This window comes from Streptomyces sp. NPDC111628 (assembly GCF_055635195.1).
Window position 1 is genome coordinate 325,303 of sequence record NZ_JBVKBZ010000008.1, and the last position, 22,937, is coordinate 348,239.

Genomic DNA, 22,937 nt, shown 5'->3' on the forward strand with positions numbered 1-22,937 from the left:
GTCTCAGCGGTCCGCCTCCGGGCGGGCGGGTTCGTCGTCCTCGTCCGGCTCCGTCAGGTCGCCGTCCTCGCCGTCCTCCTCGTCGCCGTCCTCGTCATCCTCGATGTCGTCCTCGTCATCCTCGATGTCGTCGATGTCCTCGATGCCGTCGTCGAACTCCTCGTCGAAGACCGTGCTGACGTCGAATCGGCAGACCACCCGCTCCGGGTCGACCTCCTCGAACGGGGCCTCCAGCCACTCGCCGGGGTCGGCGCTCTCGTCCGCGGCCGTCACCCAGAGCGTGGAGTCGCCCTCCTCCAGCCCGAACTCCTTGTGCCGGGAGGCGATCTCGTCCGGCTCGAACTCGCCGAAGAGGAGGCCGAGGGCTCCGTGCACCGTGCCCGAGGCCTCGACGTCCGGCGCTTCGTCGTCCGCCGCCTCGACCCGTCGGGCCTGGGCCATCAGCCGCTGCGGCTCGGCCACGGCGTAGTCGCGGCGGATCAGGACGCTCAGCGCACTGGGTTCCTCGGGGCCCGTGTACGGCGGCAGCGAGTCCTCCCCGGGGATCTCGAAGGGAGTGACCTCGTCGTACCGGTCGTAGAGCAGTTCGTCGTACGCCTCCGCGGCCGCGGCCAGCTCGTTGAACGCGTCGTAGACGGCCGGGTCTTCCTCTCCCGACCGGCGTTCGACCGCGGCAAGGTGGCGGTCGAGCGCGGTCTTGACCGCCTCGGCGGCGGCGCGTACCTCGGCAGCGGTGGGCTGCGCAGCATCAGACATAGTGCAGACGCTATCCGTACCGGGCCCCAGCCCGCACAATAGATTCGATGCCGGAATACGAATTTGTCGATGTGTACCTACCGCGCGGGGTCACCCGCAAGGAGGCGGCACGTCAGCTGACGGACCATGCCGAGTACGGACACTGGGAGTTGTACCGCCTGACGCTCCTGCGCGACGGCAGCCGCAAGGTGCGGTTGCGGCGGCGGATCATCCGCCAGGTGCGCGCCACCTGGTGACGGAGGCGGAAACGGAGCGGGCCCCGCCGGTGCGGAGCCCGCTGCGTGCGCCACCGCGCCCGTCTCACGCCGAGGCGCGCGCCTTGCGGTAGAGCACCGTGCCCGCGAGCAGGGCGCCGGCGCCCACCGGCAGGGCGAGGCCCAGCGGCAGGTCGCTGCCGGTCTCGGCGAGCGCCGCGTCGCCGCGGGGCTGGTCGACGGTCTGGGTGCCCGGCTGGTTGCCGTCCGTGGAGTCGCCCGGCGTCTCGTCGTCCGGCTCGGAAGGCTTGTCCGGGGTGTCGGGGTTGCCGGGGTTGTGCGGCTCTCCAGGAGGCGTTTCGTGGTCGCCGGGGGGCGTCGAGTGGTCCCCGCCACCGCCCCCGTTGCCGCAGTCGTTGCCGAAAGCCGGGTTGAGGGCGCCGACCACGTCGATGCTGTTGCCGCACACGTTCACCGGCACGTCGATCGGCACCTCGACGTGGTTGCCGGAGCCGACGCCCGGCGAGTCCGTGGCGTGGCCGCCCGCGTGGGAGCCCCCGCCGTGGGAGCCGCCCTCGCCCCCGGAGTCGCCGTATCCGCCCTGGTCTCCGTGTCCGCCGGAGGCGGCTCCGCCGCCCTGGTTGGCGCACGAGTTGCCCATCGCCGGATTGAGGACGCCGACCACGTCCACCGTGTTGCCGCAGACGTTCACCGGCACGTGCACCGGGGCCTGCACCGTGTTGCCCGACAGCACGCCGGGCGAACCGGAACTCGAGCCGTGCGCACCCGAGTCCGCGTGGGCGGTACCGCCCGCGGCGGCGATCACGCCGGTGGCCGCCGCCATCGTCATCAGGCCCTTGCGGGTAGCCTGTCGCATTTCCTGAATCCCTGCCTTGTCCTGGTCCCGTGGTACCGAGAATGCCGAGCGTGCCGGAATTCCGGCGCTGCCGTCGCCCCTCTGCCTCGAATGTCCCCCGAAAGGCCGTCGGCCCCGGAGCGCATGGCGTGCACTCCGGGGCCGGCGGAATCAGATCCTCACGGGGCGAGGCACAACGTCACTTGTTGATGCAGACGTTGCCGAAGGCGGGGTTCAGCAGACCGATCACGGAGATCGTGTTGCCGCAGACGTTCACCGGCACGTGCACGGGAACCTGAACGACGTTGCCGGAAAGGACGCCGGGCGAGTGCACGGCGGCACCCTGGGCACCGGAGTCGGCGACAGCCATGCCCGCGCCCGCGAGAACCAGACCACCGGTGGCTGCCGCGGCGGCGACGACCTTCTTGAGCATTGTTCCTCCTAGTTGGCAAACGCGATCCCAAAATTGCCGATCGCATCACCTGTAACGAGGAGGGAGTAATGAGGCTACGAGCTTATGAGCGCATTCACTCGCCCCGGTCACTTCCCGCACGCACGGGCGAATTCAGGACGCGTCGATGAAGCGGTCGAGCACCCGCACGCCGAACTGGAGTCCCTCGACCGGCACCCGCTCGTCCACTCCGTGGAACATGCCCGCGAAGTCCAGCTCCGGCGGCAGCTTGAGCGGCGCGAAGCCGAAGCCGCGGATGCCGAGTTCGTCGAAGGACTTGGCGTCCGTGCCGCCCGAGAGCATGTAGGGCACCGCCTTCGCGGCCGGATCCTCGGCCACCAGGGCGGACTGCATCGCGCCGACCAGCGCTCCGTCGAAGGTGGTCTCGACCGCCTTGTTGGCGTGCACGTCCTCGCGCCGCACGTGCGGTCCGAGGATGCGGTCGACGTCGGCGAGGAACTCCTCCTCGTACCCGGGCAGGTAGCGCCCGTCGATGTGCGCGGTGGCCTCGCCGGGGATGACGTTGACCTTGTAACCCGCGCCCAGCTGGGTCGGGTTGGCGGTGTTGCTCAGGGTGGCGCCGATGAGCTTGGCGATGCCGCCGAGCTTGGCGAGCGTGCCCTCCATGTTCTCCGGGTCGAGGTCGGTGCCGAGCGCGTCGCCCAGCTCGTCGAGGAAGGCCCGGGTGGTCTTGGTGACGCGGACCGGGAACTTGTGCCGGCCCAGACGCGCGACGGCCTCCGACAGTTCGGTGATGGCGTTGTCGCGGTGGATCATCGACCCGTGCCCCGCGGTGCCGGCCACCGTCAGCTTCATCCAGTGGATGCCCTTCTCGGCCGTCTGGATCAGGTACAGGCGGCGCTGCTCGTTCACGGTGAAGGAGAAGCCGCCCACCTCGCTGATCGCCTCGGTGACGCCCTCGAAGAGGTCGGGGTGGTGGTCGACGAGGTGCCGGGCGCCGTAGGTGCCGCCGGCCTCCTCGTCGGCGAGGAACGCAAGGACGATGTCCCGCGGGGGCTTGCGCCCGCTGCGCAGCCGGTCGCGGACGACCGCGAGGGTCATCGCGTCCATGTCCTTCATGTCGACGGCGCCGCGCCCCCACACGCACCCGTCGGCGACCTCCCCGGAGAAGGGGTGGTGGGTCCAGTCGTCCGCGTTGGCCGGGACGACGTCGGTGTGGCCGTGGATGAGCAGCGCGGGCCGGGACGGGTCCTCGCCCTCGATCCGGGCCACCGTGGAGGCGCGGCCGGGGTGGGATTCGAAGATCTTCGGTTCGAGTCCCACCTCGGCGAGCTTCTCGGCGACGTACTCGGCGGCCTTGCGCTCGCCCGGCCCCGAGTGGTCGCCGTAGTTGCTGGTGTCGATCCGGATCAGCTCGCGGCAGAGGTCGACGACCTCGTCCTCGCCGGTGACGCTCCTGGCCGTGCCCGTGCCCGAGTCGCTCACGTGGTTCCTCCCGCTGTCACTGCTGGTGGGTCCCCCTCATCCTCCTCCCTGAGCCGTCCGGACCCAAGAAGGGGGTGATCGGCCACCCCGGAAAGCCTGGTAATGTTTACGTCGTCGCCAAGGGGAACACCCCGCGCGACAGACACCTGGTCCGGGTGGCGGAATGGCAGACGCGCTAGCTTGAGGTGCTAGTGCCCTTTATCGGGCGTGGGGGTTCAAGTCCCCCCTCGGACACCAGCTGAAACCCCTGCTGAGCAGGGGTTTTTTGCTTTCCGCCCGCTGCTCTTCCGCTACGGCGGCCGCTCTACAGTGGTCGCCATGACCACCCCTCTCTGCCCCTGCGGGCGGTCCGAGCCGTACGAGAAGTGCTGCGGCCGTTTCCACGCCGGGACCGCCGCCGCCCCGACCGCCGAGGCCCTGATGCGCTCGCGCTACTGCGCCTTCGTGCGCCTGGACGCGGGCTACCTGCGGCGCACCTGGCACCCCGGCACGCGGCCCGCGCGGCTCGACCTCGATCCGGGCATGCGGTGGACCGGCCTGGAGATCCTGGACACGGCCGACGGCTCCGCCTTCCACACCACCGGGACCGTGACCTTCCGGGCGTCGTACCGCGGCGGCTCGCTGCACGAGCGGAGCCGGTTCGAGCGGGTCGACGGGGCGTGGGTGTACGTGGACGGGGAGTTCCTCGACTGACGCCGCCCGCCGACGCCCCGGCGCTCAGGGCGCCAGGATGTCCAGCTCCTGGAGGGCCCCCTCCGTGATCTCCCGGGTCAGCCGCTCCGCGCGCTCCGCGTCACGGGCGCGGACCGCCTCGGCGACCTGGACGTGCAGGGTGACGGCGGCCGGGTCGGGATCCTCGAACATCACGTCGTGGTGCGTACGCCCGGCCAGCACCTCGGCGACCACGCCGCCGAGGCGGGCGAACATCTCGTTGCCGGAGGCGGTGAGGATGACGCGGTGGAAGGCCACGTCGTGGAAGAGGTACTCCTCGAGCCGGTGCCCGCGTGAGTTGGCGACCATGCCGAGCGCGCACTCGGTCAGCTCGGCGCACTGCTCCGCCGTGGCGTGCCGAGCGGCGAGGCCGGCCGCGACCGGTTCGACGGCCGACCTCAGCACGGTCAGGGAGCGCAGCTGCCGGGGGCGTTCGGAGCCGGCCAGGCGCCAGCGGATGACCTGCGGGTCGTAGACGTTCCACTCGCACTCGGGCAGGACGGTGACGCCCACGCGGCGGCGCGACTCGACGAGGTGCATGGACTCGAGCACCCGGACCGCTTCCCGCATCACGGAGCGCGAGACCTCGAAGCGCTGCGCAAGTTCGTCCGTGCGCAGAACGCTGCCCGCGGGGTATTCGCCCGCGGTGATCGCGGGGCCGAGGGTGTCCAGTACGCGGCCGTGCAGCCCCCGGCCCGGTGTGCTCATGCACTCAGCGTACGGGGCGCGTCACCGGAATAAAAAGTCAGACTTATATGTCACAGACTCTTGAAGTCGTCGTACCTAATGCGTTTCAGTTACGTCGACATCAGGTGTCGACGAAGACAGCAGACAGCGAGAGTGCGATGCAGCAACTGCACACCCCCCACGTGGTCGTGGTCATGGGCGTCGCGGGCACCGGGAAGACCACCATCGGTCCCCTGCTCGCGGCCCGGCTCGGCGTTCCCTACGCCGAGGGCGACGACTTCCACCCTCCGGCCAACATCGCCAAGATGACGGCCGGCACCCCGCTCACCGACGAGGACCGCTGGCCCTGGCTGGACGCCATCGGCGGCTGGGCGCACGGGCGTGCCGGGCTCGGTGGGGTGGTGAGCAGTTCGGCGCTGAAGCGGTCGTACCGCGACCGGCTGCGGGCCGCCGCTCCCGGTGTCGTCTTCGTGCATCTCACGGGCAGCCGTGAGCTGATCGAGGACCGGATGTCGCACCGGCAGGGCCACTTCATGCCGACGGCCCTGCTCGACTCCCAGTTCGCCACGCTCCAGCCGTTGCAGCCGGACGAGGCGGGAGTCGCGGTGGACGTCGCCGGCACCCCCGAGGAGATCACCGAACGGGCGATCGACGCCCTGAAGGATCTTCCCGAGCCGGTGCAGTAACCCTCCGCACCCACCTCCCCCGGGGTCGTGCCGCCTGCCGCGCGCACGGCCCCGAACTCCCCCGAATCCCCATCACCGCAAGGGAACCACCGTGACCAGACTCAGCGTCGAGATGCTGGCAGCGGACCCCGTCGAGCCGATCACCTCGGCGGGCCACGCCCAGCTCGGCATCGCCGTGCTCCTGGGCATCGCCGTCATCGTCCTGCTCATCACCAAGTTCAAGCTGCATGCCTTCCTGTCGCTGACCATCGGGTCGCTGGCGCTCGGCGCGTTCGCCGGTGCGCCGCTGGACAAGGTAATCACCAGCTTCACCGCCGGGCTCGGCTCCACCGTCGCGGGCGTCGGCGTCCTGATCGCCCTCGGCGCGATCCTCGGCAAGATGCTCGCCGACTCCGGCGGCGCCGACCAGATCGTGGACACCATCCTGGCGAAGGCCACGCCCCGTTCGATGCCGTGGACGATGGTGCTGATCGCCTCGGTCATCGGACTGCCGCTGTTCTTCGAGGTCGGCATCGTGCTGCTGATCCCGGTCGTCCTGATGGTCGCCAAGCGCGGCAACTACTCGCTGATGCGGATCGGCATCCCGGCGCTGGCCGGTCTGTCCGTGATGCACGGCCTGGTCCCGCCGCACCCCGGCCCGCTGGTCGCCATCGACGCGGTGGACGCCAACCTCGGGGTGACCCTGGCGCTGGGCGTGCTGATCGCGATCCCCACCGTGATCATCGCCGGTCCGGTCTTCTCGAAGTACGCGGCCCGCTGGGTGGACGTCCCCGCCCCCGACCGCATGATCCCGCAGCGCGCCTCCGAGCAGCTGGACAAGCGTCCGAGCTTCGGTGCCACCCTGACCACGATCCTGCTGCCGGTCGTGCTGATGCTGCTCAAGGCGCTGGTCGACATCATCGTCGACGACCCGGAGAACGGCGTGCAGCGCGCCTTCGACGTCATCGGCAACCCGCTGATCGCCCTGCTGGTCTCCGTGATCGTCGGCATCTTCACGCTGCTGCGGCCCGCCGGGTTCGGCAAGGACCGTCTCTCGGGCCTGGTCGAGAAGGGGCTGGCGCCCATCGCCGGCATCCTCCTGATCGTCGGCGCGGGCGGCGGCTTCAAGCAGACGCTGATCGACTCCGGTGTGGGCCAGATGATCCTGGAGATCTCCAAGGACTGGTCGATTCCGGCGCTGCTGCTGGCCTGGCTGATCGCGGTGGTGATCCGGCTGGCGACCGGTTCGGCGACGGTGGCGACCGTCTCGGCGGCCGGTCTGGTCGCGCCGCTGGCGGCCGACATGTCGACCACGCACGCCGCGCTGCTGGTCCTGGCCATCGGCGCCGGTTCGCTCTTCTTCAGTCACGTCAACGACGCCGGTTTCTGGCTGGTGAAGGAGTACTTCGGACTGAACGTGGGTCAGACCATCAAGACCTGGTCCGTCATGGAGACGATCATCTCGGTGGTCGCCGGTGCCCTGGTCCTGCTGTTGTCCCTGGTCATATAGCCGCACCACGCACCAGCAGGCAGGAACAGCAGGAACAGGAGTACGACGATGACGGCCCACCCCCTCTTCGACATCGGCGGGCGCACCGCCCTGGTGACCGGCTCCAGCCGGGGCATCGGACTGGCGCTGGCCCGGGGCCTGGCGGAGGCCGGCTGCCGGGTGATCCTCAACGGACGCGACGGCGACCGGCTCGCGAAGGCCGCCGCCGGACTGCCCGGCGAGGTCCACACGGCGGTGTTCGACGTGACCGACGGTCCGTCGGTGACCGCCGGGATCGCGGAGGTCGAGGAGCGGGTGGGTCCGCTCGACATCCTGGTCAACAACGCCGGGATGCAGCTGCGGGCGCCCCTGCTGGAGTTCGCGGACGCGGACTGGCACCGCATCCTGGACACCAATCTCACCAGCGCCTTCCTGGTGGGCCGGGAGGCCGCGCGCCGGATGACGGAACGCGGCCACGGCAAGATCGTGAACATCTGCTCGCTGCAGAGCGAGGTGGTCCGCCCGGGCATCGCGCCCTACGCGGCCACCAAGGGCGCGCTGAAGATGCTCACCAAGGGCATGTGCGCCGACTGGGGCCCCTACGGCGTCCAGGTCAACGGTCTCGGCCCCGGTTACATCGAGACCGAGCTGACCCGGCCGCTCGTCGAGGACGAGAAGTTCAGCACCTGGGTGCGCGGCCGCACTCCGGCGGGCCGCTGGGGCCGTACGGAGGACCTGGTGGGCGGGCTGCTGTTCCTCGCCTCGCCCGCCGCGGACTTCGTCGGCGGACAGATCCTGTACGTCGACGGCGGAATGACGAGCGTCCTGTGAGCGCCGGGGAGCGGCCCGGAGAGGTCTTCGTCCCGGGCTGTGTGATCCACGGTGCGGGTGATCTGCGCGTGGAGGACGTACCGGCCCCGCTGCCCGGTCCGGGCGAGGCGCTGGTCGCCGTCCGCTACGGCGGGGTGTGCGGCTCGGACCTGCACTACTGGCGGCACGGCGGGGTCGGCGACTTCCACCTGCGGGAGCCCATGCTGCTCGGGCACGAGGTGGTCGGGACGGTCGTGGCGTACGGCTCCCCGGACACGCCGGGTCCGGCGGCCGGTACGTCCGTCGCGGTGCACCCGGCGACCCCGTGCGGGGTGTGCCCGGAGTGCGTGGACGGGCGGCGCAATGTCTGCCGGGACACCCGCTACCTGGGCAGCGCGGCCCGTTTCCCGCACGTCCAGGGCGGCTTCGCGGCGCGGATCGTGGTCCCCGCCGGGCAGCTGCGCCCGCTCCCGGCCGGTCTCGAACCGCGCCGCGCCGCCCTCGCCGAGCCGCTCTCCGTCGCGCTGCACGCCGTACGCCGGGCCGGTGACCTGGCCGGCCGGCACGTGCTGGTCACCGGCGCCGGGCCGATCGGCTGTCTGGTGGTCGCGGCGGCGAAGGCGGCGGGCGCGGCCCACGTGACCGTGACGGACCTGCTGCCCGCGGCCCTGGAGTACGCGCGGGCGGCCGGGGCCGACACCCTCGTACGGGCCGACGACCCGGACGACGCCGGTTGGCCGGTGGACGTGGACACCGCCGTCGAGGCCTCCGGGGTGGCCGCGGGCCTGGACACCTGCCTGCGGCTGGTGCGGCGCGGCGGTGTGGTCGTGCAGCTCGGCATGCTGCCCCCGGGACAGAGCCCCTTCGCCGGGAACCTGCTGGTGAGCCGGGAGATCGAGCTGCGCGGGGCGTTCCGCTTCGACGGCGAGTTCGACGACGCGCTGCGTCTGCTCGCGGCCGAGCCCGCGTTCGACGCGCTGGTCAGCGCGGTGGTGCCGGTGCGGGACGCGGCGTCGGCGTTCGAACTGGCCGCGGACCGGAGCCGGTCCTGCAAGGTGCTGCTGGACTTCGGCACGGGCACGGCCGGCTGAGTCCGGACGTGTCCCGCGCAAAAGCGGCCCTCCCCCGGTCAGGAGGAGGCGGCCTTGTCCAGCTGGAACGCCTCGTTGCCCTGGCCGATGCGGGCGTGCCGTTCGGGCGCCCGGGAGCGCAGGACGAGGCCCTGCACCACGCCGGCGACGGCGGCCAGGCCGATGATGCCGGGCAGCACCCAGCTCAGGGCGGAGCCGGGTCCGGCGCCGACGAGGACGTCGAAGTCCTTGACCGTGTACCCGGCGATCACCAGCAGGGCGATGCCCGCGACGGTGGAGGTGACCAGGCGTACGCCCTGGGCCCCGGCGGCGCCGCGCCGGACGAAGAAGGCCACGACGGAGAACGAGGCGGCGGCCATCAGCACGATCACGCCGAGGGCCCCGATGTTGCCGCCCCAGGTGAACAGGTGCAGTACGGGCTCGGTCGGGTCGCCGTTCGGCTTGTCGTCGGCGATCGCGAAGCCGATGACGACGACCGCGGACACGGCGGTCTGGAGCAGCGAACCGGTACCGGGCGCGCCGCTGGTACCGCTGGTCCGCCCGAAGGCGGCGGGCAGCAGCCCCTCGCGCCCCATGGCGAACGCGTACCGGGCGACGACGTTGTGGAAGCTCAGCAGCGCGGCGAACATGCCGGTGACGAACAGGACGTGCAGCACGTCGGTGAAGGTGTCGCCGAGCCGTGACTCGGTCAGGAAGAACAGCAGGCCGGCACTCTGCTCCTGCGCGGTGCCGACGATCTTGTCGGGGCCGGTGGCCACGGTCAGGGCCCAGCTGCTGAGCGCGAAGAAGACGGCGACGCCGCCGACCGCCAGGAACATGACACGCGGAACGAGCACGTGGGGCCGGCTGGTCTCCTCGGCGTACACGGGCGCCTGCTCGAAGCCGAGGAAGGCGGCGATGCAGAAGCAGAGCGCGGTACCCACCCCGGCGCCGCTCAGGGTGTCCGGATTGAAGGCGTGCAGCGACAGCCCCTGGGCCCCCGGGTCGGCGACGGCGGCGATGTCGAACACCACCACCAGCACCACCTCGATGAGCAGCAGTACGCCCAGTACGCGCGCGTTGACGTCGATCTTCAGCCAGCCCAGCGCGCCGACGGCGAGCACCGCCAGCAGGGCCGGGATCCACCAGGCCACGTCGAGGTCGGCGTAGGTGGAGAGCAGGCCGGAGACCTCGAAACCGAAGATGCCGTAGATGCCGACCTGGAGGGCGTTGTAGGCGACCAGCGCGACCAGGGCCGCGCCCGCGCCGGCGGTGCCGCCGAGTCCGCGGGAGATGTAGGCGTAGAAGGCGCCCGCGTTGTGGACGTGCCGGCTCATCTCGGCGTATCCGATGCTGAACAGGATCAGCACCACGCCCAGCAGTACGAAGAGCAGTGGCTGCCCGACGATGCCCATGACCGCGAAGGTGGTGGGCATGACGCCCGCGACCACCATCAGCGGGGCGGTGGCGGCGAGCACGGACAGGAGCAGCCCTCCCGTGCCCAGCCGGTCGGCGCGCAGCGCGCGCTCCTCGCCCTTGAAGGTGCTGATGGCGCCACCGCTCGCGGAACTGCTCGTGCTCGAACTGCCCGTGGTCATCGCAGGACGTCCTTCTCTCTCATGGCTCGGGTGGTGTGCGTCGGGGCGGTCAGGCCGTGCCGAGCGCGCCCGCGCGGGCGGCACGGAAGGCGGAGAACGGGTCGCGGTCCGGGTACGACCAGGGGGCCGGCGTGGCGTGGTCGCCGATGCGGTGGAACAGGGCGGCGGCCTCGGCGCCGCGGCCCTCGCAGGACTTGGCGTGGGCGAGGAAGTTGAGGTCGATCAGCCGGCGCGGATGGCCGTCCTGCTCCCACTCCAGCCACCAGTCGAAGGCCGCCTTCATCACGAGCCGGGCACGCCGGCCGACCCAGTGTCCCGAGGCGCGCGGGTCGGGGGACTCGTGGCCGGCCGCGGCCAGCACGCGGTAGCGCTCGGCGTGCGCGACGACCGGGAGGATGGCCAGCGGGGAGTCGGCGGGCGCCTGCTCGGCGGCCCAGTTGGCGAAGTCGTACACCTCGTGCAGCGGGTCGGGGCCGCCGTCGCCGCCGCGCTCGGCGAGCCGGGCCACCATCAGGTGGTGGGCGTGGTGGTGGTCGGCGTACCGTCCGCGCACCTCGTCGAAGACCCGGATGACGTCCTCGTCGGCGCCCAGGGAGCGTTCCAGCGCGAGGAGCCCGAGCCAGGGCGTGGGGTCGTCCGGCACGAGCGCGGCAGCGGCCCGGCACGCCTCGCGGACCCGGTCCGGCTTCTCCTTCCCCCGCAGGGCGCGGTGCACCAGGGCGTGAGCGAGGAGTACCGACGCGTCGGCGGAGTCGGGCTCGGCGAGCAGCCACTCGCGGGCCCAGGGGGCGCAGTGGGACTCCTTGGCGAGTGCGGCCACCCGATGGCCCCGGCGGTCCCAGTCGTCACCCGTGTGGACCAGCAGGGAGCGGACGGACTGCCACCGCCCCTGGGCCAACGCCGCGCGGGCGGCGACGAGTTCGGCGTCGTCGAGGGCCTCGTCGAAGGCCTGGGCCGCGCGTTTGCGGCCGCGGCCGAGGGGAGGCGGGGGTGGGGACACCGCGGGAAACTTCCTCACGCGACGCGGTAGGTCGTCGTAGCCGGACTGCCATGACCGGATTGCCATGAACTGATCACGCACAGCAAACCGGCAGCCAATGCTTGACGTCAAGAGGAATCAGCCTGTTACACGCGTCAACTCGCGTGACAACAGGGGAACTTGTTGATCAGGCGCCCTCTTGGCGCCACTCCGGGACACCCGCCACGACAGCGACCCCGAATGCGCCACTCACCCCGCACCCGCCGCCCACCCGCACTAGAGTCGTCCCCGACGCCCCCGTGACCCGACTGACGATCGAGGTACGCAGCGTGTCGGTTCTCGTCCTGGTCCTCGCCGTGTGCGCCGCATGCTGCCTGGGTTTCGGCTTCGTCCTCCAGCAGAACGCGGCCCAGCGCGCCCCGCTGGGCGACTTCCTCTCGCCCCGCCTCCTGCTCGACCTCGTACGGGTGCCGCGCTGGCTGGCCGGCATGGGCCTGATGGTGGCCGGCCTGGTGCTGGGCGCGCTCGCGCTGGGCGGCGGCGAACTGACCCTCGTCGAACCCCTCCTGGCGACGAACCTCCTCTTCGCCCTCGCCCTCTCCCGCGTCCAGACCCGGCAGCCGCTGGGCCGGCAGGGCTGGGCCGGTCTGGCGCTGCTCGCGGGCGGGGTGACCGCGTTCATCCTGGCGGGCGAGCCGCGCGGGGGCAGCGCGGTGACCGACCCGCTGCGGCACTGGCTGATCGTCGGCGTGATGCTGGGCCTGGCCCTCCTGCTCACACTGTGCGCCGGCCGCCTCCGGCTGACCTGGGGCCCGACCCTGCTGGCCCTGGCCGCCGGCCTGCTCTACGGCGTGCAGGACGCGCTGACCCGGGTCAGCGGCCGGCGCTTCTCGGCGGGCGGCCTCGCGGAACTGCTGACGGGCTGGCAGCCGTACGCCGTGGTGGTGCTCGGGATCACCGGCCTGGTCCTGGTCCAGAGCGCCTTCGAGACGGCGCCCCTGCGCAGGTCGCTGCCCGCGCTGACGGCGGCCCAGCCGCTCGCGGGCATCGTCTGCGGGGTGGGCTTCCTCGGCGACCGGCTGCACACCGACGCCGGAGCGCTCGCCTGGCAGGCGGGCGGCCTCGCGGCGGTCGTGGCGGGCATCGTCCTGCTGGGCCTGCACCCGGCGATGCCGCAGGGCACGGGCGAGAGCGGGCGCGAACGGGCGCTGGAGCGGAGCTGAGCCCCACGGCGTCTGCTGCTTGGATAAGCACATGAGCTCTGCTGACGAGATCCTCGACATCGTCGACGAGAACGACCGCGTCGTCGGCCAGGCCCGGCGGGGCGACGCGTACGCGCAGGGGCTGCGGCACCGGTGCGTGTTCGTGTGGGCCCAGGACCCCGAGGGGCGGGTCTTCGTCCACCGCCGCACGCCGACGAAGCTGGTGTTTCCCGCGCTGTACGACATGTTCGTCGGCGGGGTGGTCGGCGCGGGCGAGTCCTACGACGACGCGGCGCTGCGGGAGGCGGAGGAGGAACTGGGGGTGAGCGGACTGCCGCGGCCGGAGTTCCTGTTCACGTTCCTGTACGACGGCGGGGCCGGGCGGACGTGGTGGTCGGCGGTGTACGAGGTGCGGGTGGCGGGGGCGGTGTCTCCTCAGGTGGAGGAGGTGGCGTGGTACGGGTTCCTGCCGGAGGCGGAGCTGGAGGGACGGCTCGGGGAGTGGGAGTTCGTGCCGGACGGTTTGTCGGCGTATGCGCGGCTGCGGGCTTGGCGGGGGGCGAGTGGGCCGGGGTCGGTCGGGTGACCCCGGGGAGTGCGGGGGTGGGTCGCGGCCCGGCGTCGCACTCGGCACCCGGGGTGGGTGCGGGCGCGAGGGGGACGCAACCCGGCGTAGCGGGGTGCCGCTGCGCCCACCCGTGCCGCCCCAGCGGCACGACTGCCCGCAGCTGCGGCAGCTGGGGCGGGGAGCCGCGTACGGCGAGAAGGGGTCGTGTCGGGGGGTGTCCGCCCGCAGCGGTTGGCGCGTCAACGCCCCGAGCCTCTTCAAGTGACCGATTCCGCGCCGTTCCGAGGACGGACACCCCCCGGCGCGGCCCCGACCCACCCACCGAACCCACCGCGCCACCCGCACCCCCACCGCACCCGCACAGGCGCCGCAGGCACCCACGGCGGGGGCCGGATAGGGTCCCCGGGTGATCGGATTCGTGCGGAGCGTTCGGCTGTGGTTCGTGCCTGCGGAGGTACGGCGGGAGGGAACCACCCCCGACTACCGGTTCTCGCTGGCCAACGAACGTACGTTCCTGGCCTGGCTGCGTACCGCCCTCGCCCTGATCGGCGGCGGGTTCGCGGTGGATCAGTTCCTGCCCGACCTGCGCTGGGGCTGGCGGGTCGGCCTCGCACTCGCGCTGCTCGCCGCGGGCGTGTTGTGCTCGCTGCGTGCCGTGAACCACTGGGCGCGCTGCGAACGCGCCATGCGCCGGGGCGAGGACCTCCCCGTCTCCCGCTTCCCGGCGCTGCTCAGCCTGGTCGTGGCCGTGGTCGCCGTGGTGATGGTCGTCGTGGTCCTCGTCGGCTGGGAGGGCTGACCGTGAGCGGGGCCGACGCGGCACCCCCGGACCGCGACCCCGGGCTCCAGCCCGAGCGCACCCGCCTCGCCTGGCGCCGCACCACCCTGTCCGGCACGGTCGTCGCCGTGCTCGCCGCGAAGACCGCCCTGCACGGCGACGCGACGGCCCTCTCGGTACTCGCCGTCTCCCTGTGCTGCGTCCTCTGGCTGGCCTTCCTCCGGATCGCCCACGGCCGCATCCGCACCCTCGCCTCGGCCAACAGACCCCGGGCCCTCGCCCCGCCGCACGCCGCCGCGGCGGCCCTGTGCACGCTCGCCCTGGCCGTCTGCGGAGCGTTCCTCGTCTTCTGAGGGCACGAGGCCCACGGCCGGCCCCCACAACGCCGCGCCCGTAACACCGATCACGTTCCGCCCACCCACTGGACGGCATACCGACCGGTCGGCATCATGTGTCGGGTACCGTTCACCTGTCCCAGGGAGAGCCGATGAGCCCCGACCACCCGCCCGGACTCGATCTCGACCGCTTGCGCGTCCTGCTCGACCGCGAGCGGCCCGGCCTGGTGACCGGCCCGCTGTCCGGCCGGCTGATCGAGGGCGGACGGTCGAACCTCACCTACGCCGTCACCGACGGCACCGCCCGCTGGGTGGTGCGACGCCCCCCGCTCGGCCACGTCCTGGCCACCGCGCACGACATGCGGCGCGAGCACCGCGTCATCAGCGCCCTGCACCCGACCGACGTGCCCGTGCCGCGCCCGGTACTCCTGTGCGAGGACGAGGAGGTGCTGGGAGCGCCCTTCTACGTGATGGAGTTCGTGGACGGCACCCCGTACCGCACCGCCGAACAGCTCGCCCCCCTCGGCCCCGAGCGCACTCGCGCCGCCGTGCTGAACCTCGTCGACACGCTGGTCGGGCTGCACGCGGTGGACCCCGCCGAGGTGGGCCTCGCGGACTTCGGCCGCCCCGAGGGCTTCCTGGACCGCCAGCTCCGCCGCTGGGCCAAGCAGCTCGACGCCTCCCGCAACCGCGACCTGGCCGGCATCGACGAGCTGCACGCCACGCTCGGCCGGGAGCTGCCCCGCTCCCCCGCCCCCACGGTCGTACACGGCGACTACCGCCTCGACAACGTCCTGATCGGCGGCGAGGGCGACGAGATCCGGGCGATCCTCGACTGGGAGATGTCCACACTGGGCGACCCGCTGACCGACCTCGGGCTGCTGGTGATGTACAGCAGCCCGCTCGGCATGCCCGACTCCCCCGTCTCCACCACCGCCCAGGCCCCCGGCCACCCCGCCCCCGCCGAGCTGATCGAGCGGTACGCCGCCCGCTCGGGGCGCGACGTCTCCACGGTCGCCTGGTACACGGCGTTCGCCTGGTTCAAGCTCGCCGTGATCCTGGAGGGCATCCACTACCGCTACACGCTGGGCCAGACGGTCGGCCGCGGCTTCGACCGCATCGGCGACCTCGTCCCCGTCTTCATCGAGCACGGCCTGACCACCCTTCAGAAGGGCTGACCCGCATGGACTTCGCGTACGACGCACACACCGAGGAACTCCGCGCCCGGCTGCTCGCCTTCATGGACGAGTACGTCTACCCGGCCGAGCAGACCGCCCACGAGCAGCGCGCCCTCCTCGCCTCGCCGTGGGACACCCCGCAGGTCGTGGAGGACCTCAAGGCCGAGGCCCGCCGCCAGGGCCTGTGGAACCTGTTCCTCCCCGACGCCGAGCACGGCGCAGGCCTCACCAACCTCCAGTACGCCCCGCTCGCCGAGATCACCGGCCGCAGCCCGCAGCTGGCGCCGACCGCGACGAACTGCGCGGCGCCGGACACCGGGAACATGGAGGTGCTGGCCCAGTTCGCCGACGAGGCGCAGCGGAAGCAGTGGCTGGAGCCGTTGCTCGCCGGGGAGATCCGCTCCGCCTTCGCGATGACGGAGCCGGACGTCGCCTCCTCGGACGCCACGAACATCACCACGCACATCGAGCGCGACGGCGACGAGTACGTCGTCACGGGCCGCAAGTGGTACATCTCCGGGGCGATGAACCCGGACTGCAAGATCTTCATCGTGATGGGCAAGACCGACCCCGACGGCGAGGACATCCGCCGCCAGCAGTCGATGGTGCTGGTCCCGCGCGACACGCCCGGCGTGACCGTCAACCGGGCGATGCAGGTCTTCGGCTACGAGGACCACTACCACGGCGGCCACGCCGAGGTGACCTTCGATCACGCGCGCGTGCCGGTGTCGAACCTGATCGGCGAGGAGGGCGGCGGCTTCGCCATCGCGCAGGCGCGGCTGGGTCCCGGCCGGATCCACCACTGCATGCGGCTGATCGGCATGGCCGAGCGGGCGATCGAGCTGATGTGCCGCCGCGCGGTGTCCCGCAACGCGTTCGGCAAGGCGCTGGCCCAGCAGGGCGTGGTCCACAACTGGATCGCGGACGCCCGGGTCACCGTGGAGCAGCTGCGGCTGCTGGTGCTGAAGACGGCCTGGCTGATGGACACGGTCGGCAACCGGGGCGCGCACACCGAGATCCAGGCCATCAAGATCGCCACGCCCCGCGCGGTGGTCGACATCATCGACCGGGCGATCCAGCTGCACGGCGCGGGCGGCGTGAGCCAGGACTTCCCGCTGGCCGAGCTGTACGCGGGGGCGCGGACGCTGATGATCGCCGACGGCCCCGACGAGGTGCACCAGCGCTCGCTGGCCCGCAGGGAGATCAAGAAGTACCTGTGAAGCGGGCGCCTCAGGGCCGCAGGGCGCGCAGCAGCAGGTCGGCGAGATGGTCGGCGACCTCCTGCGGACTGAGCGGCCCGTCGGGGCGGTACCAGGTGGACAGGTGGTGGATGGACCCGAAGTGGTAGTCCACCACCAGGTCGGCCGGGGTCTCCTTGGTGAAGACGCCGGTCCGCTGCCCCTCCTCGATCAGCGCGCGGAAGCGCTCGTGGTAGCGCCGGCGCTCCGCGCGCACCTGCTTGTTCTTCTCCGGGCTGAGCTGGTGCATGGAGCGGAAGAAGATCGACGCGTCGTCGAGGTTCTCGATGGTCGTGACGACGACGTCGGCCGCCGCGTCGCGCACCCGCTTCTCGACCGGCTCGTCGGCGTCCGCGAAGGCGTCCAGGCGTTCCTGCTGGAGGCGCAGCACGCGCGCGTACACCTCGTGCAGGAGGTCGTCCTTGGAGCCGAAGTAGTGGTAGAGCGCCCCCTTGGTGACGCCCGCCGCCTCGACGATCTCCTGTACCGAGGTGCGGTCGTAGCCCTGCTCGGCGAAGAGCCGGGTGGCGGCGGCGAGGAGCCGCTGCGGCACCGGAGTGCCGTCCCCGTCCGTGGTCCTGGGCACTGCCGTCACCTGCCTTTCCGTTGCGCTTTCCGTCGCACTGTCCGTTCTGCGCGTTCAGTGCGTTCAGTGTCCGTCCTGATGCCTGCGGGAACGCGGTTCCCGACGGAGGATCTTCCCACTTGCCGTCCCCGGCGTGTCGGGCAGGGCGGCCAAGGACCGGGCGTGCACCCGGGCGGGCGTCACCGGGCCGTCGTCTCCTCCCACTGCCGCTGGAGCCGGTTCATGCCGTGCAGCCAGCGGTCGGGGTCGGCCGCCCGGGCCTGGTAGTACCCGGCCACCTCGGGGTGCGGCAGGATCAGGAAACGGTCCTCCTCGATGCCCTGGAAGAGGGCGTCCGCGACGTCCGCCGGTTCGATCGCGGTGGGCCGCAGCACCAGGTCGCCCGCGCTTCCGGTGGCGGACAGCATGTCGGTGCGCACCCCTTGGGGACAGATGGCGTGCACCTTGATCCCGCGGTGGCGGTACGTCAGGGACAGCCACTCGGCGAAGGCGTACGCGCCGTGCTTGGTCACGCTGTAGGGGGCGGCGCCGATCATGGTGAGCAGCCCGGCGGCCGACACGGTGGAGACGAAGCGGCCGCTGCCGCGCTCGAGCCAGTCAGGGAGCAGCTCGTGGGCCGCCCGCACGTGGGCCATGACGTTGACGTCCCAGGCGAGCGCCCAGACGGCCTCCTCCGCGGCCTGCGAACCCTCGGACCCGACGCCCGCGTTGGCGCAGTACACGTCGACCGTGCCGCCGAGTGCCGCGCGGGCCTCGGTGACGATCGCCGAGGCGTCGCCGGGGACCGCGATGCCGCCGATCTCGTCGGCGACGTCCTTCGCCCGGGCGGCGTCCAGGTCGTTGACGACGACCCTGGCTCCCTCGGCGGCGAAGCGGCGGGCCAGCGCGGCCCCGATGCCGCCTCCCGCCCCGGTGACGACGACTCCGGCGTCCTGCACGGCTTCCACCATCGGTCTCCTCCGACACGGCTCGGGCACGGCTCGCTCACCGTTGCAGCGCCAGACTAACCAGTCGGTATGTCGTACGGAAGAGGCGAACCGCGGTCTACTCCATTCCCCGCGCCCCGGGGTGCGGGTTAGCGTGCGTGCGCATGACACCCGCCGCGATCACGGAGGTCACCGCATGACGCTGTCCAGACGGAACCTGCTCGCCACGACGGCCGCGGTGGCGGCCGGCACCGCCGCCGCCACCGCGGCGGGCACGGCTCACGCGGCACCCGCAGTCCACGGCGGCGGGGGCCGCCGACTGCGCACCGGCTTCGAGCGCCTCGCCGACGACGGCTACGCCCGGCTCGACGGGCAGAAGGTCGGCGTCGTCACCAACCCGACCGGCATCACCCGGGACGTGCGTCACATCGTCGACGTCATGCACGCCGACGACCGGGTGAACCTGACCGCCGTCTTCGGCCCCGAGCACGGCTTCCGCGGTACGGCGCAGGCGGGCGGCTCCGAGGGCCGCTACGACGACCCCGCCACCGGGCTGCCGGTCTACGACACGTACCTGAAGAGCGGGCAGCCGCTCGCGGACGTGTTCACGGCCTCCGGCGTGGACACCGTCGTCTTCGACATCCAGGACGTGGGCGCGCGCTTCTACACGTACATCTGGACGCTGTTCGACTGCATGGAGGCGGCCGGGCTCGCGGGGAAGCGGTTCGTGGTCCTGGACCGGCCGAACCCGGTGACCGGGCGGGCGGCCCTCGGCCCGGTCCTGCACAAGGAGTTCGCGACCTTCGTCGGCCGGCAGCCGATCGCACAGGCGCACGGCATGACGGTCGCCGAGCTGGCGCTGCTCTTCAACGGCGAGTTCCTGCCGTCGCCGGTGCCGCTGGAGACGGTGACGATGACGGGCTGGAAGCGCTCGGAGTTCTACGACGTCTCCGGGCTGCCCTGGGTGCCGCCGAGCCCGAACATGCCCACGCCGGAGTGCGCGCTGGTGTACTCGGGGACCTGCCTCTTCGAGGGCACGAACCTCTCCGAAGGCCGCGGCACCACCCGCCCGTTCGAGCTGCTGGGCGCCGAGGGCGTCGATGGGGGCTGGGCCGCCGCCGCGAACGAGGTCGGCCTGCCGGGCGTGCGCTTCAGGGAGGCGTACTTCGCGCCCACCTTCTCCAAGTTCCAGGGCAAGACCGTCGGGGGCGTGCAGCTCCACGTGCACGACCGGGCCGCGTTCGACCCGGTGCGCACCGGAATCGCCCTCCTGGTGACCGCCAGGCGGACCTGGGACGGCTTCGCCTGGCGGTCGGACAACTGGATCGACAAGCTCACCGGGTCCACGCAGGTGCGCACGATGATCGACGCGGGCGCGGACACCGACGAGGTGGTGGACGGCTGGGAGCGGGAACTGGCGGCGTTCCGCAGGACACGCCGCCAGTACCTGCTCTACAGGTGACCGTCGGGCCGGCCGGTCACCGGTGGGACGTGAACTCCACGACCTGCTGGTAGGTCGGCCGGTTCTGCCAGCTGATGCCGCCGTGCTTGATGCCGCCGAGGGTGCGGTGGATCACCGAGTCGGCGCACCACTGGTCCCCGGCGGAACAGTTGTCGTCACCCGGGTAGACCTGGGCTGCGGTGCGGCCCGCCGCCTCCTTGAGCGTCGAGACCAGGGTGCCCCGGCAGGCGGCGAGGTCGCCGTCGCCGCAGTACGGACGCGCCAGCGGACCCTGGACGGACTCACCGAGCACGGCCCGGATGTCCTTGTCGACATAGCTCCACCAGCCGTACTGGAAGGCGCTGCCGGCGTGGGCGCCGGTCGGGCCGTGGGCGGCGGACGGGGACTCGTCGACGGGCAGGTTGCGGGTGAAGGCGGTGTACAGGTCGGCGCCCAGGCCGGGTTCGAACTCGGCCTTCACCAGCAGCGGCCACCAGGCGTCCAGGGTGCGGATCGCGTCGGCGTGGGCGTACTTCTTGGCGCCCGCCGAGGTCTCCGTGCGCAGCCCGCCCGCGGACAGCCACGCCTTGAGCCCTGCCACCGCCTCCTTGGCGGCCGGGTCGGTCACCGGCGCGGACTCGACCACCTTCAGCAGGTCGGGCACGACGTCCTCGGCCCGCAGGTCGGCGAGGGCCGCCTCGGCCATGGCCTTGACCAGCGCGGTGCGGGTGACGCCGCCTTCGGCGACCAGCTTCTTCACCCGGTCGTCGAGGAGGTTGCCGCGGTGGACGGAGCCGTTGCCCCAGGAGGCGGCCGGGTAGTCCTTGGCCTGCTTGTTGTTCCAGGAGATGTAGTAGTCCTGGTCGACCGACTGCGGGTGGGCGGAGGCTCCGGTGTACCGGGCGGTGTTGTCGGCCGGGTCCCAGCTCTGCCACTCGTACGCCTGCCGGGCCCAGACCGGGAACTCCGCGTCGACGTCGTTCGCGCGCACCGGGTTGTCGCCGCTGTTGTAGTACGCGGTGTGCTCGGAGTCGGCGTAGAACCAGTTGAAGGTGTAGTTGATGTGCTGGACGGCGCTCTGGAAGCGCTCCGGGCTGTTGAGGTAGTCCGGGTCGTTCAGCATCTGGAAGCCGATGATGGAGTCGGCCTCGTGGAGGTAGGAGGAGCGCAGGGTGGTGTAGGCGATCTTCTTGCCGCCGACCGTGGCGCGGGACTCGACGGGGCCGTACTTGGTGCGCCAGACGCGCATCGTGTAGGAGCCTGCGGCGGTGGAGTCGGCGACGGTCGGTTTCCAGGCGTTGTGCCGCTCGACCTTCTCCATGGGCGTGCAGGTGCCGCGGTAGAGGTAGTGGTGGTCGTCCTGGCACAGCTCGACCGCGTAGGTGTCGATGATGTCCTGGCCGGAGGTGGTCGCGCTCCAGGCGTAGTCCTGGCCCCGGCCGAGTTCGACGTACATGCTCAGGCCCGCGAAGGAGGCGCCGCGGGCGCTGATGCCGGGGCCCTGGATCTCCTGGAGCATGAGCAGTTGCGGCGCGAAGTAGCCGGTCTGGGGTCCGAAGACGGCGACGGGGTGGCCGCCGGCCGTGTGCTCGCCGCTGACGACGAGGGCGTTGGACATACCGCGCCGTGCCGAGGTCACGGCCGTGTCCGCCGCCTCGGCGGAGGCACCGGTCGCGCTCGCCGCACCCGCGCTGCCCGTACGGTCGTACACCAGCGGTTCCGCCTCGACCGACCCGGCGTCGGGCAGGGCGCGGCCCTGCGGGTCGTCCGGGGTGGGCAGGTAGGGGAAGCTGCCGTCCTGCTGGGTGAGGACGGCCTCGGGGTCGTTGCGCTGGCGGAAGGACTCCCAGACCTTCGTGCCCTCGGCGACGCCGTACTTCTCCTGGGCGGCGAGGAGGGAGAGCGCGTTGTTGACCTCGCCGCCGCCTCCGGCTCCGAAGAGGGAGCCGATGACGGAGGCCAGCGCGATCAGGTCGGAGCGCTTGAAGTGCTCGATGGTGCCGGCGTTGGTGATGGCGTCCTTGTGGCCGGTCAGGACGTACTCGCCGGGGAAGTAGCGGCCCTTGTCGGAGGCGTCGATGTAGGCGTTGACACCGGCGACGTAGGCGTCCACGTCGGCCAGGGCCAGCTCGCCGCGCTCACCGGCCTTGGTGGCGGCGCTCTCGATCTGCGCCTCCAGGTCGTCCTCGGTGTAGGGGGCGCTGCGCCAGAACTGCTGCTCCAGGCCCTGGTTGGCGGGGGCACCGCCGGCGAAGGGGGTCAACTGGCCGCGTCCGACGTGCCGGAAGAGGTCCATGAGCCACAGCCGGTCCTGGCCCGCGGCATAGCCCGCGCCGAACTCGGTGCCGTACCGGGTGGTGCCGGTGATGTGCGGCACACCGGTCTTCTTGTCGCGGACGATGGTCACGTCGTCGCGTCCGGCGGGCCGGACGGTGGAGGCGACTTGGCCGTCGGGGACGCCGAAGGACGCGTCGTTGAAGAAGGTGTTGATCTTGTCGTTGGTGAGGCCCTGGTAGCCGGTGGCGAGGTTCGCGTAGGGGCCGAGCTGGTCCTCGGCGTGCGCGGGCTGGGTGCCGAACGCCTGGTTGAGGAGGATCTGGGCCAGGGTGGCGTTGCCGTTCTGGCCGGGCGGCAGGATGTCGGAACACTGGCCGCCGCAGTGGTCGTTGGGGGCCGCTTCGGCGGCCGTGACCTCGGCGGTCGCGTTCCCGGCGGCCATCGCCGGGGAAAGCGGTGACAAAAGTCCGGCAACGAGGGCGCATACGGATGCGGTCTTCAGGAACCCGTGGAAGCCGCGGGGAGTTCTCAGTCTGTCGAGGGCGTTGCGTGGGGTGCGCCGTGGCATGGCAGCTCCTCCCGACGGGGGTGTGGCGGGACGTTACCGCCGGTATCCCCGAGTGGGAAGGTGAACATGCGTCACTTTTTGGGAGCGGGTGGATCGGCTTATGGGGGGCATCGGAAATCGGATGGAGC

Annotated in this window: 23 protein-coding genes and 1 tRNA gene; 14 read left to right on the forward strand and 10 right to left on the reverse strand. The window is 71.9% G+C overall.

Translation table 11 applies throughout. The features are described 5' to 3' along the window. Positions 1-3: 3 nt before the first annotated feature. A complete protein-coding gene (locus ACZ7MF_RS37160; RefSeq protein ID WP_471482556.1) occupies positions 4-756 on the reverse strand; it encodes a hypothetical protein in 753 nt (250 codons plus the stop codon). A 47-nt stretch (positions 757-803) separates the two neighbouring features. On the opposite strand from ACZ7MF_RS37160, the gene ACZ7MF_RS37165 reads away from it, so the two are divergent. Then, positions 804-992 (forward strand): DUF5703 family protein, encoded by a 189-nt coding sequence (locus ACZ7MF_RS37165; protein ID WP_003977152.1) that lies wholly within the window; start codon positions 804-806, stop codon positions 990-992. Between the two features lie 64 nt (positions 993-1,056). Here ACZ7MF_RS37165 and chpC read toward each other — a convergent pair whose 3' ends face one another. The 3 genes from chpC to ACZ7MF_RS37180 form a co-directional block, all read right to left on the reverse strand. Next, a complete protein-coding gene (gene chpC, locus ACZ7MF_RS37170) occupies positions 1,057-1,827 on the reverse strand; it encodes an LAXTG-anchored chaplin ChpC (RefSeq protein ID WP_471482557.1) in 771 nt (256 codons plus the stop codon). A 178-nt stretch (positions 1,828-2,005) separates the two neighbouring features. Then, positions 2,006-2,239, reverse strand: a complete 234-nt coding sequence (chpH, locus tag ACZ7MF_RS37175) for a chaplin ChpH (protein ID WP_003977150.1) — start codon at positions 2,237-2,239, stop codon at positions 2,006-2,008. A 132-nt stretch (positions 2,240-2,371) separates the two neighbouring features. Continuing rightward, the gene (locus tag ACZ7MF_RS37180) at positions 2,372-3,703 is read right to left on the reverse strand and encodes a M20/M25/M40 family metallo-hydrolase (RefSeq protein ID WP_471482558.1); all 1,332 of its coding nucleotides are present in this window, start codon (positions 3,701-3,703) and stop codon (positions 2,372-2,374) included. Between the two features lie 149 nt (positions 3,704-3,852). Between ACZ7MF_RS37180 and ACZ7MF_RS37185 the strand changes: the two genes are divergently transcribed. Both ACZ7MF_RS37185 and ACZ7MF_RS37190 read left to right on the forward strand, forming a co-directional pair. Continuing rightward, positions 3,853-3,940, forward strand: a tRNA-Leu gene (locus ACZ7MF_RS37185). Positions 3,941-4,021: 81 nt separating this feature from the next. Next, on the forward strand, positions 4,022-4,396 hold the full coding sequence (locus ACZ7MF_RS37190) for a YchJ family protein (RefSeq protein ID WP_471482559.1): 375 nt from the start codon (positions 4,022-4,024) through the stop codon (positions 4,394-4,396). A 24-nt stretch (positions 4,397-4,420) separates the two neighbouring features. Here the strand turns inward: ACZ7MF_RS37190 and ACZ7MF_RS37195 are convergent, their stop codons facing one another. Beyond that, positions 4,421-5,122 carry a FadR/GntR family transcriptional regulator gene (locus ACZ7MF_RS37195; protein ID WP_109033633.1) on the reverse strand — a complete coding sequence of 234 codons (702 nt, stop codon included), beginning with the start codon at positions 5,120-5,122 and terminating at the stop codon, positions 4,421-4,423. 137 nt (positions 5,123-5,259) lie between these two features. On the opposite strand from ACZ7MF_RS37195, the gene ACZ7MF_RS37200 reads away from it, so the two are divergent. The 4 genes from ACZ7MF_RS37200 (at position 5,260) to ACZ7MF_RS37215 (ending at position 9,156) form a co-directional block, all read left to right on the forward strand. Next, the gene (locus ACZ7MF_RS37200; protein WP_356868257.1) at positions 5,260-5,787 is read left to right on the forward strand and encodes a gluconokinase; all 528 of its coding nucleotides are present in this window, start codon (positions 5,260-5,262) and stop codon (positions 5,785-5,787) included. A gap of 91 nt (positions 5,788-5,878) precedes the next feature. Beyond that, the gene (locus ACZ7MF_RS37205; RefSeq protein WP_388514293.1) at positions 5,879-7,276 is read left to right on the forward strand and encodes a GntP family permease; all 1,398 of its coding nucleotides are present in this window, start codon (positions 5,879-5,881) and stop codon (positions 7,274-7,276) included. A gap of 48 nt (positions 7,277-7,324) precedes the next feature. Beyond that, a complete protein-coding gene (locus tag ACZ7MF_RS37210; protein WP_356868253.1) occupies positions 7,325-8,086 on the forward strand; it encodes an SDR family oxidoreductase in 762 nt (253 codons plus the stop codon). Next, positions 8,083-9,156, forward strand: coding sequence for an L-idonate 5-dehydrogenase (locus tag ACZ7MF_RS37215; protein WP_471482560.1), 1,074 nt, complete (start codon positions 8,083-8,085; stop codon positions 9,154-9,156). The genes ACZ7MF_RS37210 and ACZ7MF_RS37215 overlap by 4 nt, the downstream gene beginning before the upstream one ends. Positions 9,157-9,194: 38 nt before the next feature. Here the strand turns inward: ACZ7MF_RS37215 and ACZ7MF_RS37220 are convergent, their stop codons facing one another. Together ACZ7MF_RS37220 and ACZ7MF_RS37225 are read right to left on the reverse strand one after the other, a co-directional pair. Beyond that, entirely contained in the window at positions 9,195-10,733 is a 1,539-nt protein-coding gene (locus ACZ7MF_RS37220; RefSeq protein WP_471482561.1) for an APC family permease, read from the reverse strand. A 49-nt stretch (positions 10,734-10,782) separates the two neighbouring features. Next, entirely contained in the window at positions 10,783-11,733 is a 951-nt protein-coding gene (locus ACZ7MF_RS37225; RefSeq protein ID WP_471482562.1) for a hypothetical protein, read from the reverse strand. Positions 11,734-12,041: 308 nt separating this feature from the next. Here ACZ7MF_RS37225 and ACZ7MF_RS37230 point away from each other — a divergent pair, with 308 nt between their 5' ends. The 6 genes from ACZ7MF_RS37230 (at position 12,042) to ACZ7MF_RS37255 (ending at position 16,993) form a co-directional block, all read left to right on the forward strand. Continuing rightward, the gene (locus tag ACZ7MF_RS37230) at positions 12,042-12,935 is read left to right on the forward strand and encodes a DMT family transporter (protein WP_471482650.1); all 894 of its coding nucleotides are present in this window, start codon (positions 12,042-12,044) and stop codon (positions 12,933-12,935) included. 31 nt (positions 12,936-12,966) lie between these two features. Continuing rightward, entirely contained in the window at positions 12,967-13,500 is a 534-nt protein-coding gene (locus ACZ7MF_RS37235) for an NUDIX hydrolase (RefSeq protein ID WP_471482563.1), read from the forward strand. A gap of 388 nt (positions 13,501-13,888) precedes the next feature. Then, entirely contained in the window at positions 13,889-14,281 is a 393-nt protein-coding gene (locus ACZ7MF_RS37240) for a YidH family protein (protein WP_361016021.1), read from the forward strand. A 2-nt stretch (positions 14,282-14,283) separates the two neighbouring features. Beyond that, positions 14,284-14,613 (forward strand): DUF202 domain-containing protein, encoded by a 330-nt coding sequence (locus ACZ7MF_RS37245; protein WP_471482564.1) that lies wholly within the window; start codon positions 14,284-14,286, stop codon positions 14,611-14,613. Between the two features lie 134 nt (positions 14,614-14,747). Beyond that, complete coding sequence (locus ACZ7MF_RS37250; protein WP_471482565.1) at positions 14,748-15,773, forward strand: phosphotransferase family protein; 1,026 nt, start codon at positions 14,748-14,750, stop codon at positions 15,771-15,773. A gap of 5 nt (positions 15,774-15,778) precedes the next feature. Further along, complete coding sequence (locus ACZ7MF_RS37255; RefSeq protein WP_471482566.1) at positions 15,779-16,993, forward strand: acyl-CoA dehydrogenase family protein; 1,215 nt, start codon at positions 15,779-15,781, stop codon at positions 16,991-16,993. Between the two features lie 10 nt (positions 16,994-17,003). Here the strand turns inward: ACZ7MF_RS37255 and ACZ7MF_RS37260 are convergent, their stop codons facing one another. Together ACZ7MF_RS37260 and ACZ7MF_RS37265 are read right to left on the reverse strand one after the other, a co-directional pair. After that, complete coding sequence (locus tag ACZ7MF_RS37260; protein ID WP_102930292.1) at positions 17,004-17,597, reverse strand: TetR/AcrR family transcriptional regulator; 594 nt, start codon at positions 17,595-17,597, stop codon at positions 17,004-17,006. Positions 17,598-17,776: 179 nt separating this feature from the next. Continuing rightward, positions 17,777-18,547, reverse strand: coding sequence for an SDR family oxidoreductase (locus ACZ7MF_RS37265; protein WP_471482567.1), 771 nt, complete (start codon positions 18,545-18,547; stop codon positions 17,777-17,779). 172 nt (positions 18,548-18,719) lie between these two features. Between ACZ7MF_RS37265 and ACZ7MF_RS37270 the strand changes: the two genes are divergently transcribed. Then, the gene (locus ACZ7MF_RS37270; RefSeq protein ID WP_471482568.1) at positions 18,720-19,985 is read left to right on the forward strand and encodes an exo-beta-N-acetylmuramidase NamZ family protein; all 1,266 of its coding nucleotides are present in this window, start codon (positions 18,720-18,722) and stop codon (positions 19,983-19,985) included. A gap of 16 nt (positions 19,986-20,001) precedes the next feature. On the opposite strand, the gene ACZ7MF_RS37275 is transcribed toward ACZ7MF_RS37270, so the two are convergent. After that, a complete protein-coding gene (locus tag ACZ7MF_RS37275) occupies positions 20,002-22,809 on the reverse strand; it encodes a penicillin acylase family protein (RefSeq protein WP_471482569.1) in 2,808 nt (935 codons plus the stop codon). Positions 22,810-22,937: the final 128 nt, after the last annotated feature.

Coding starts and splice junctions, on each gene's coding strand:
- ACZ7MF_RS37160 (WP_471482556.1), bottom strand. CDS start 756: ATGTCTGATGCTGCGCAGCCCACCGCTGCCGAGGTACGCGCCGCCGCC.
- ACZ7MF_RS37195 (WP_109033633.1), bottom strand. CDS start 5,122: ATGAGCACACCGGGCCGGGGGCTGCACGGCCGCGTACTGGACACCCTC.
- ACZ7MF_RS37250 (WP_471482565.1), top strand. CDS start 14,748: ATGAGCCCCGACCACCCGCCCGGACTCGATCTCGACCGCTTGCGCGTC.
- ACZ7MF_RS37275 (WP_471482569.1), bottom strand. CDS start 22,809: ATGCCACGGCGCACCCCACGCAACGCCCTCGACAGACTGAGAACTCCC.
- ACZ7MF_RS37235 (WP_471482563.1), top strand. CDS start 12,967: ATGAGCTCTGCTGACGAGATCCTCGACATCGTCGACGAGAACGACCGC.
- ACZ7MF_RS37270 (WP_471482568.1), top strand. CDS start 18,720: ATGACGCTGTCCAGACGGAACCTGCTCGCCACGACGGCCGCGGTGGCG.
- ACZ7MF_RS37255 (WP_471482566.1), top strand. CDS start 15,779: ATGGACTTCGCGTACGACGCACACACCGAGGAACTCCGCGCCCGGCTG.
- chpH (WP_003977150.1), bottom strand. CDS start 2,239: ATGCTCAAGAAGGTCGTCGCCGCCGCGGCAGCCACCGGTGGTCTGGTT.
- ACZ7MF_RS37165 (WP_003977152.1), top strand. CDS start 804: ATGCCGGAATACGAATTTGTCGATGTGTACCTACCGCGCGGGGTCACC.
- ACZ7MF_RS37265 (WP_471482567.1), bottom strand. CDS start 18,547: ATGGTGGAAGCCGTGCAGGACGCCGGAGTCGTCGTCACCGGGGCGGGA.
- ACZ7MF_RS37220 (WP_471482561.1), bottom strand. CDS start 10,733: ATGACCACGGGCAGTTCGAGCACGAGCAGTTCCGCGAGCGGTGGCGCC.
- ACZ7MF_RS37210 (WP_356868253.1), top strand. CDS start 7,325: ATGACGGCCCACCCCCTCTTCGACATCGGCGGGCGCACCGCCCTGGTG.
- ACZ7MF_RS37200 (WP_356868257.1), top strand. CDS start 5,260: ATGCAGCAACTGCACACCCCCCACGTGGTCGTGGTCATGGGCGTCGCG.
- ACZ7MF_RS37190 (WP_471482559.1), top strand. CDS start 4,022: ATGACCACCCCTCTCTGCCCCTGCGGGCGGTCCGAGCCGTACGAGAAG.
- chpC (WP_471482557.1), bottom strand. CDS start 1,827: ATGCGACAGGCTACCCGCAAGGGCCTGATGACGATGGCGGCGGCCACC.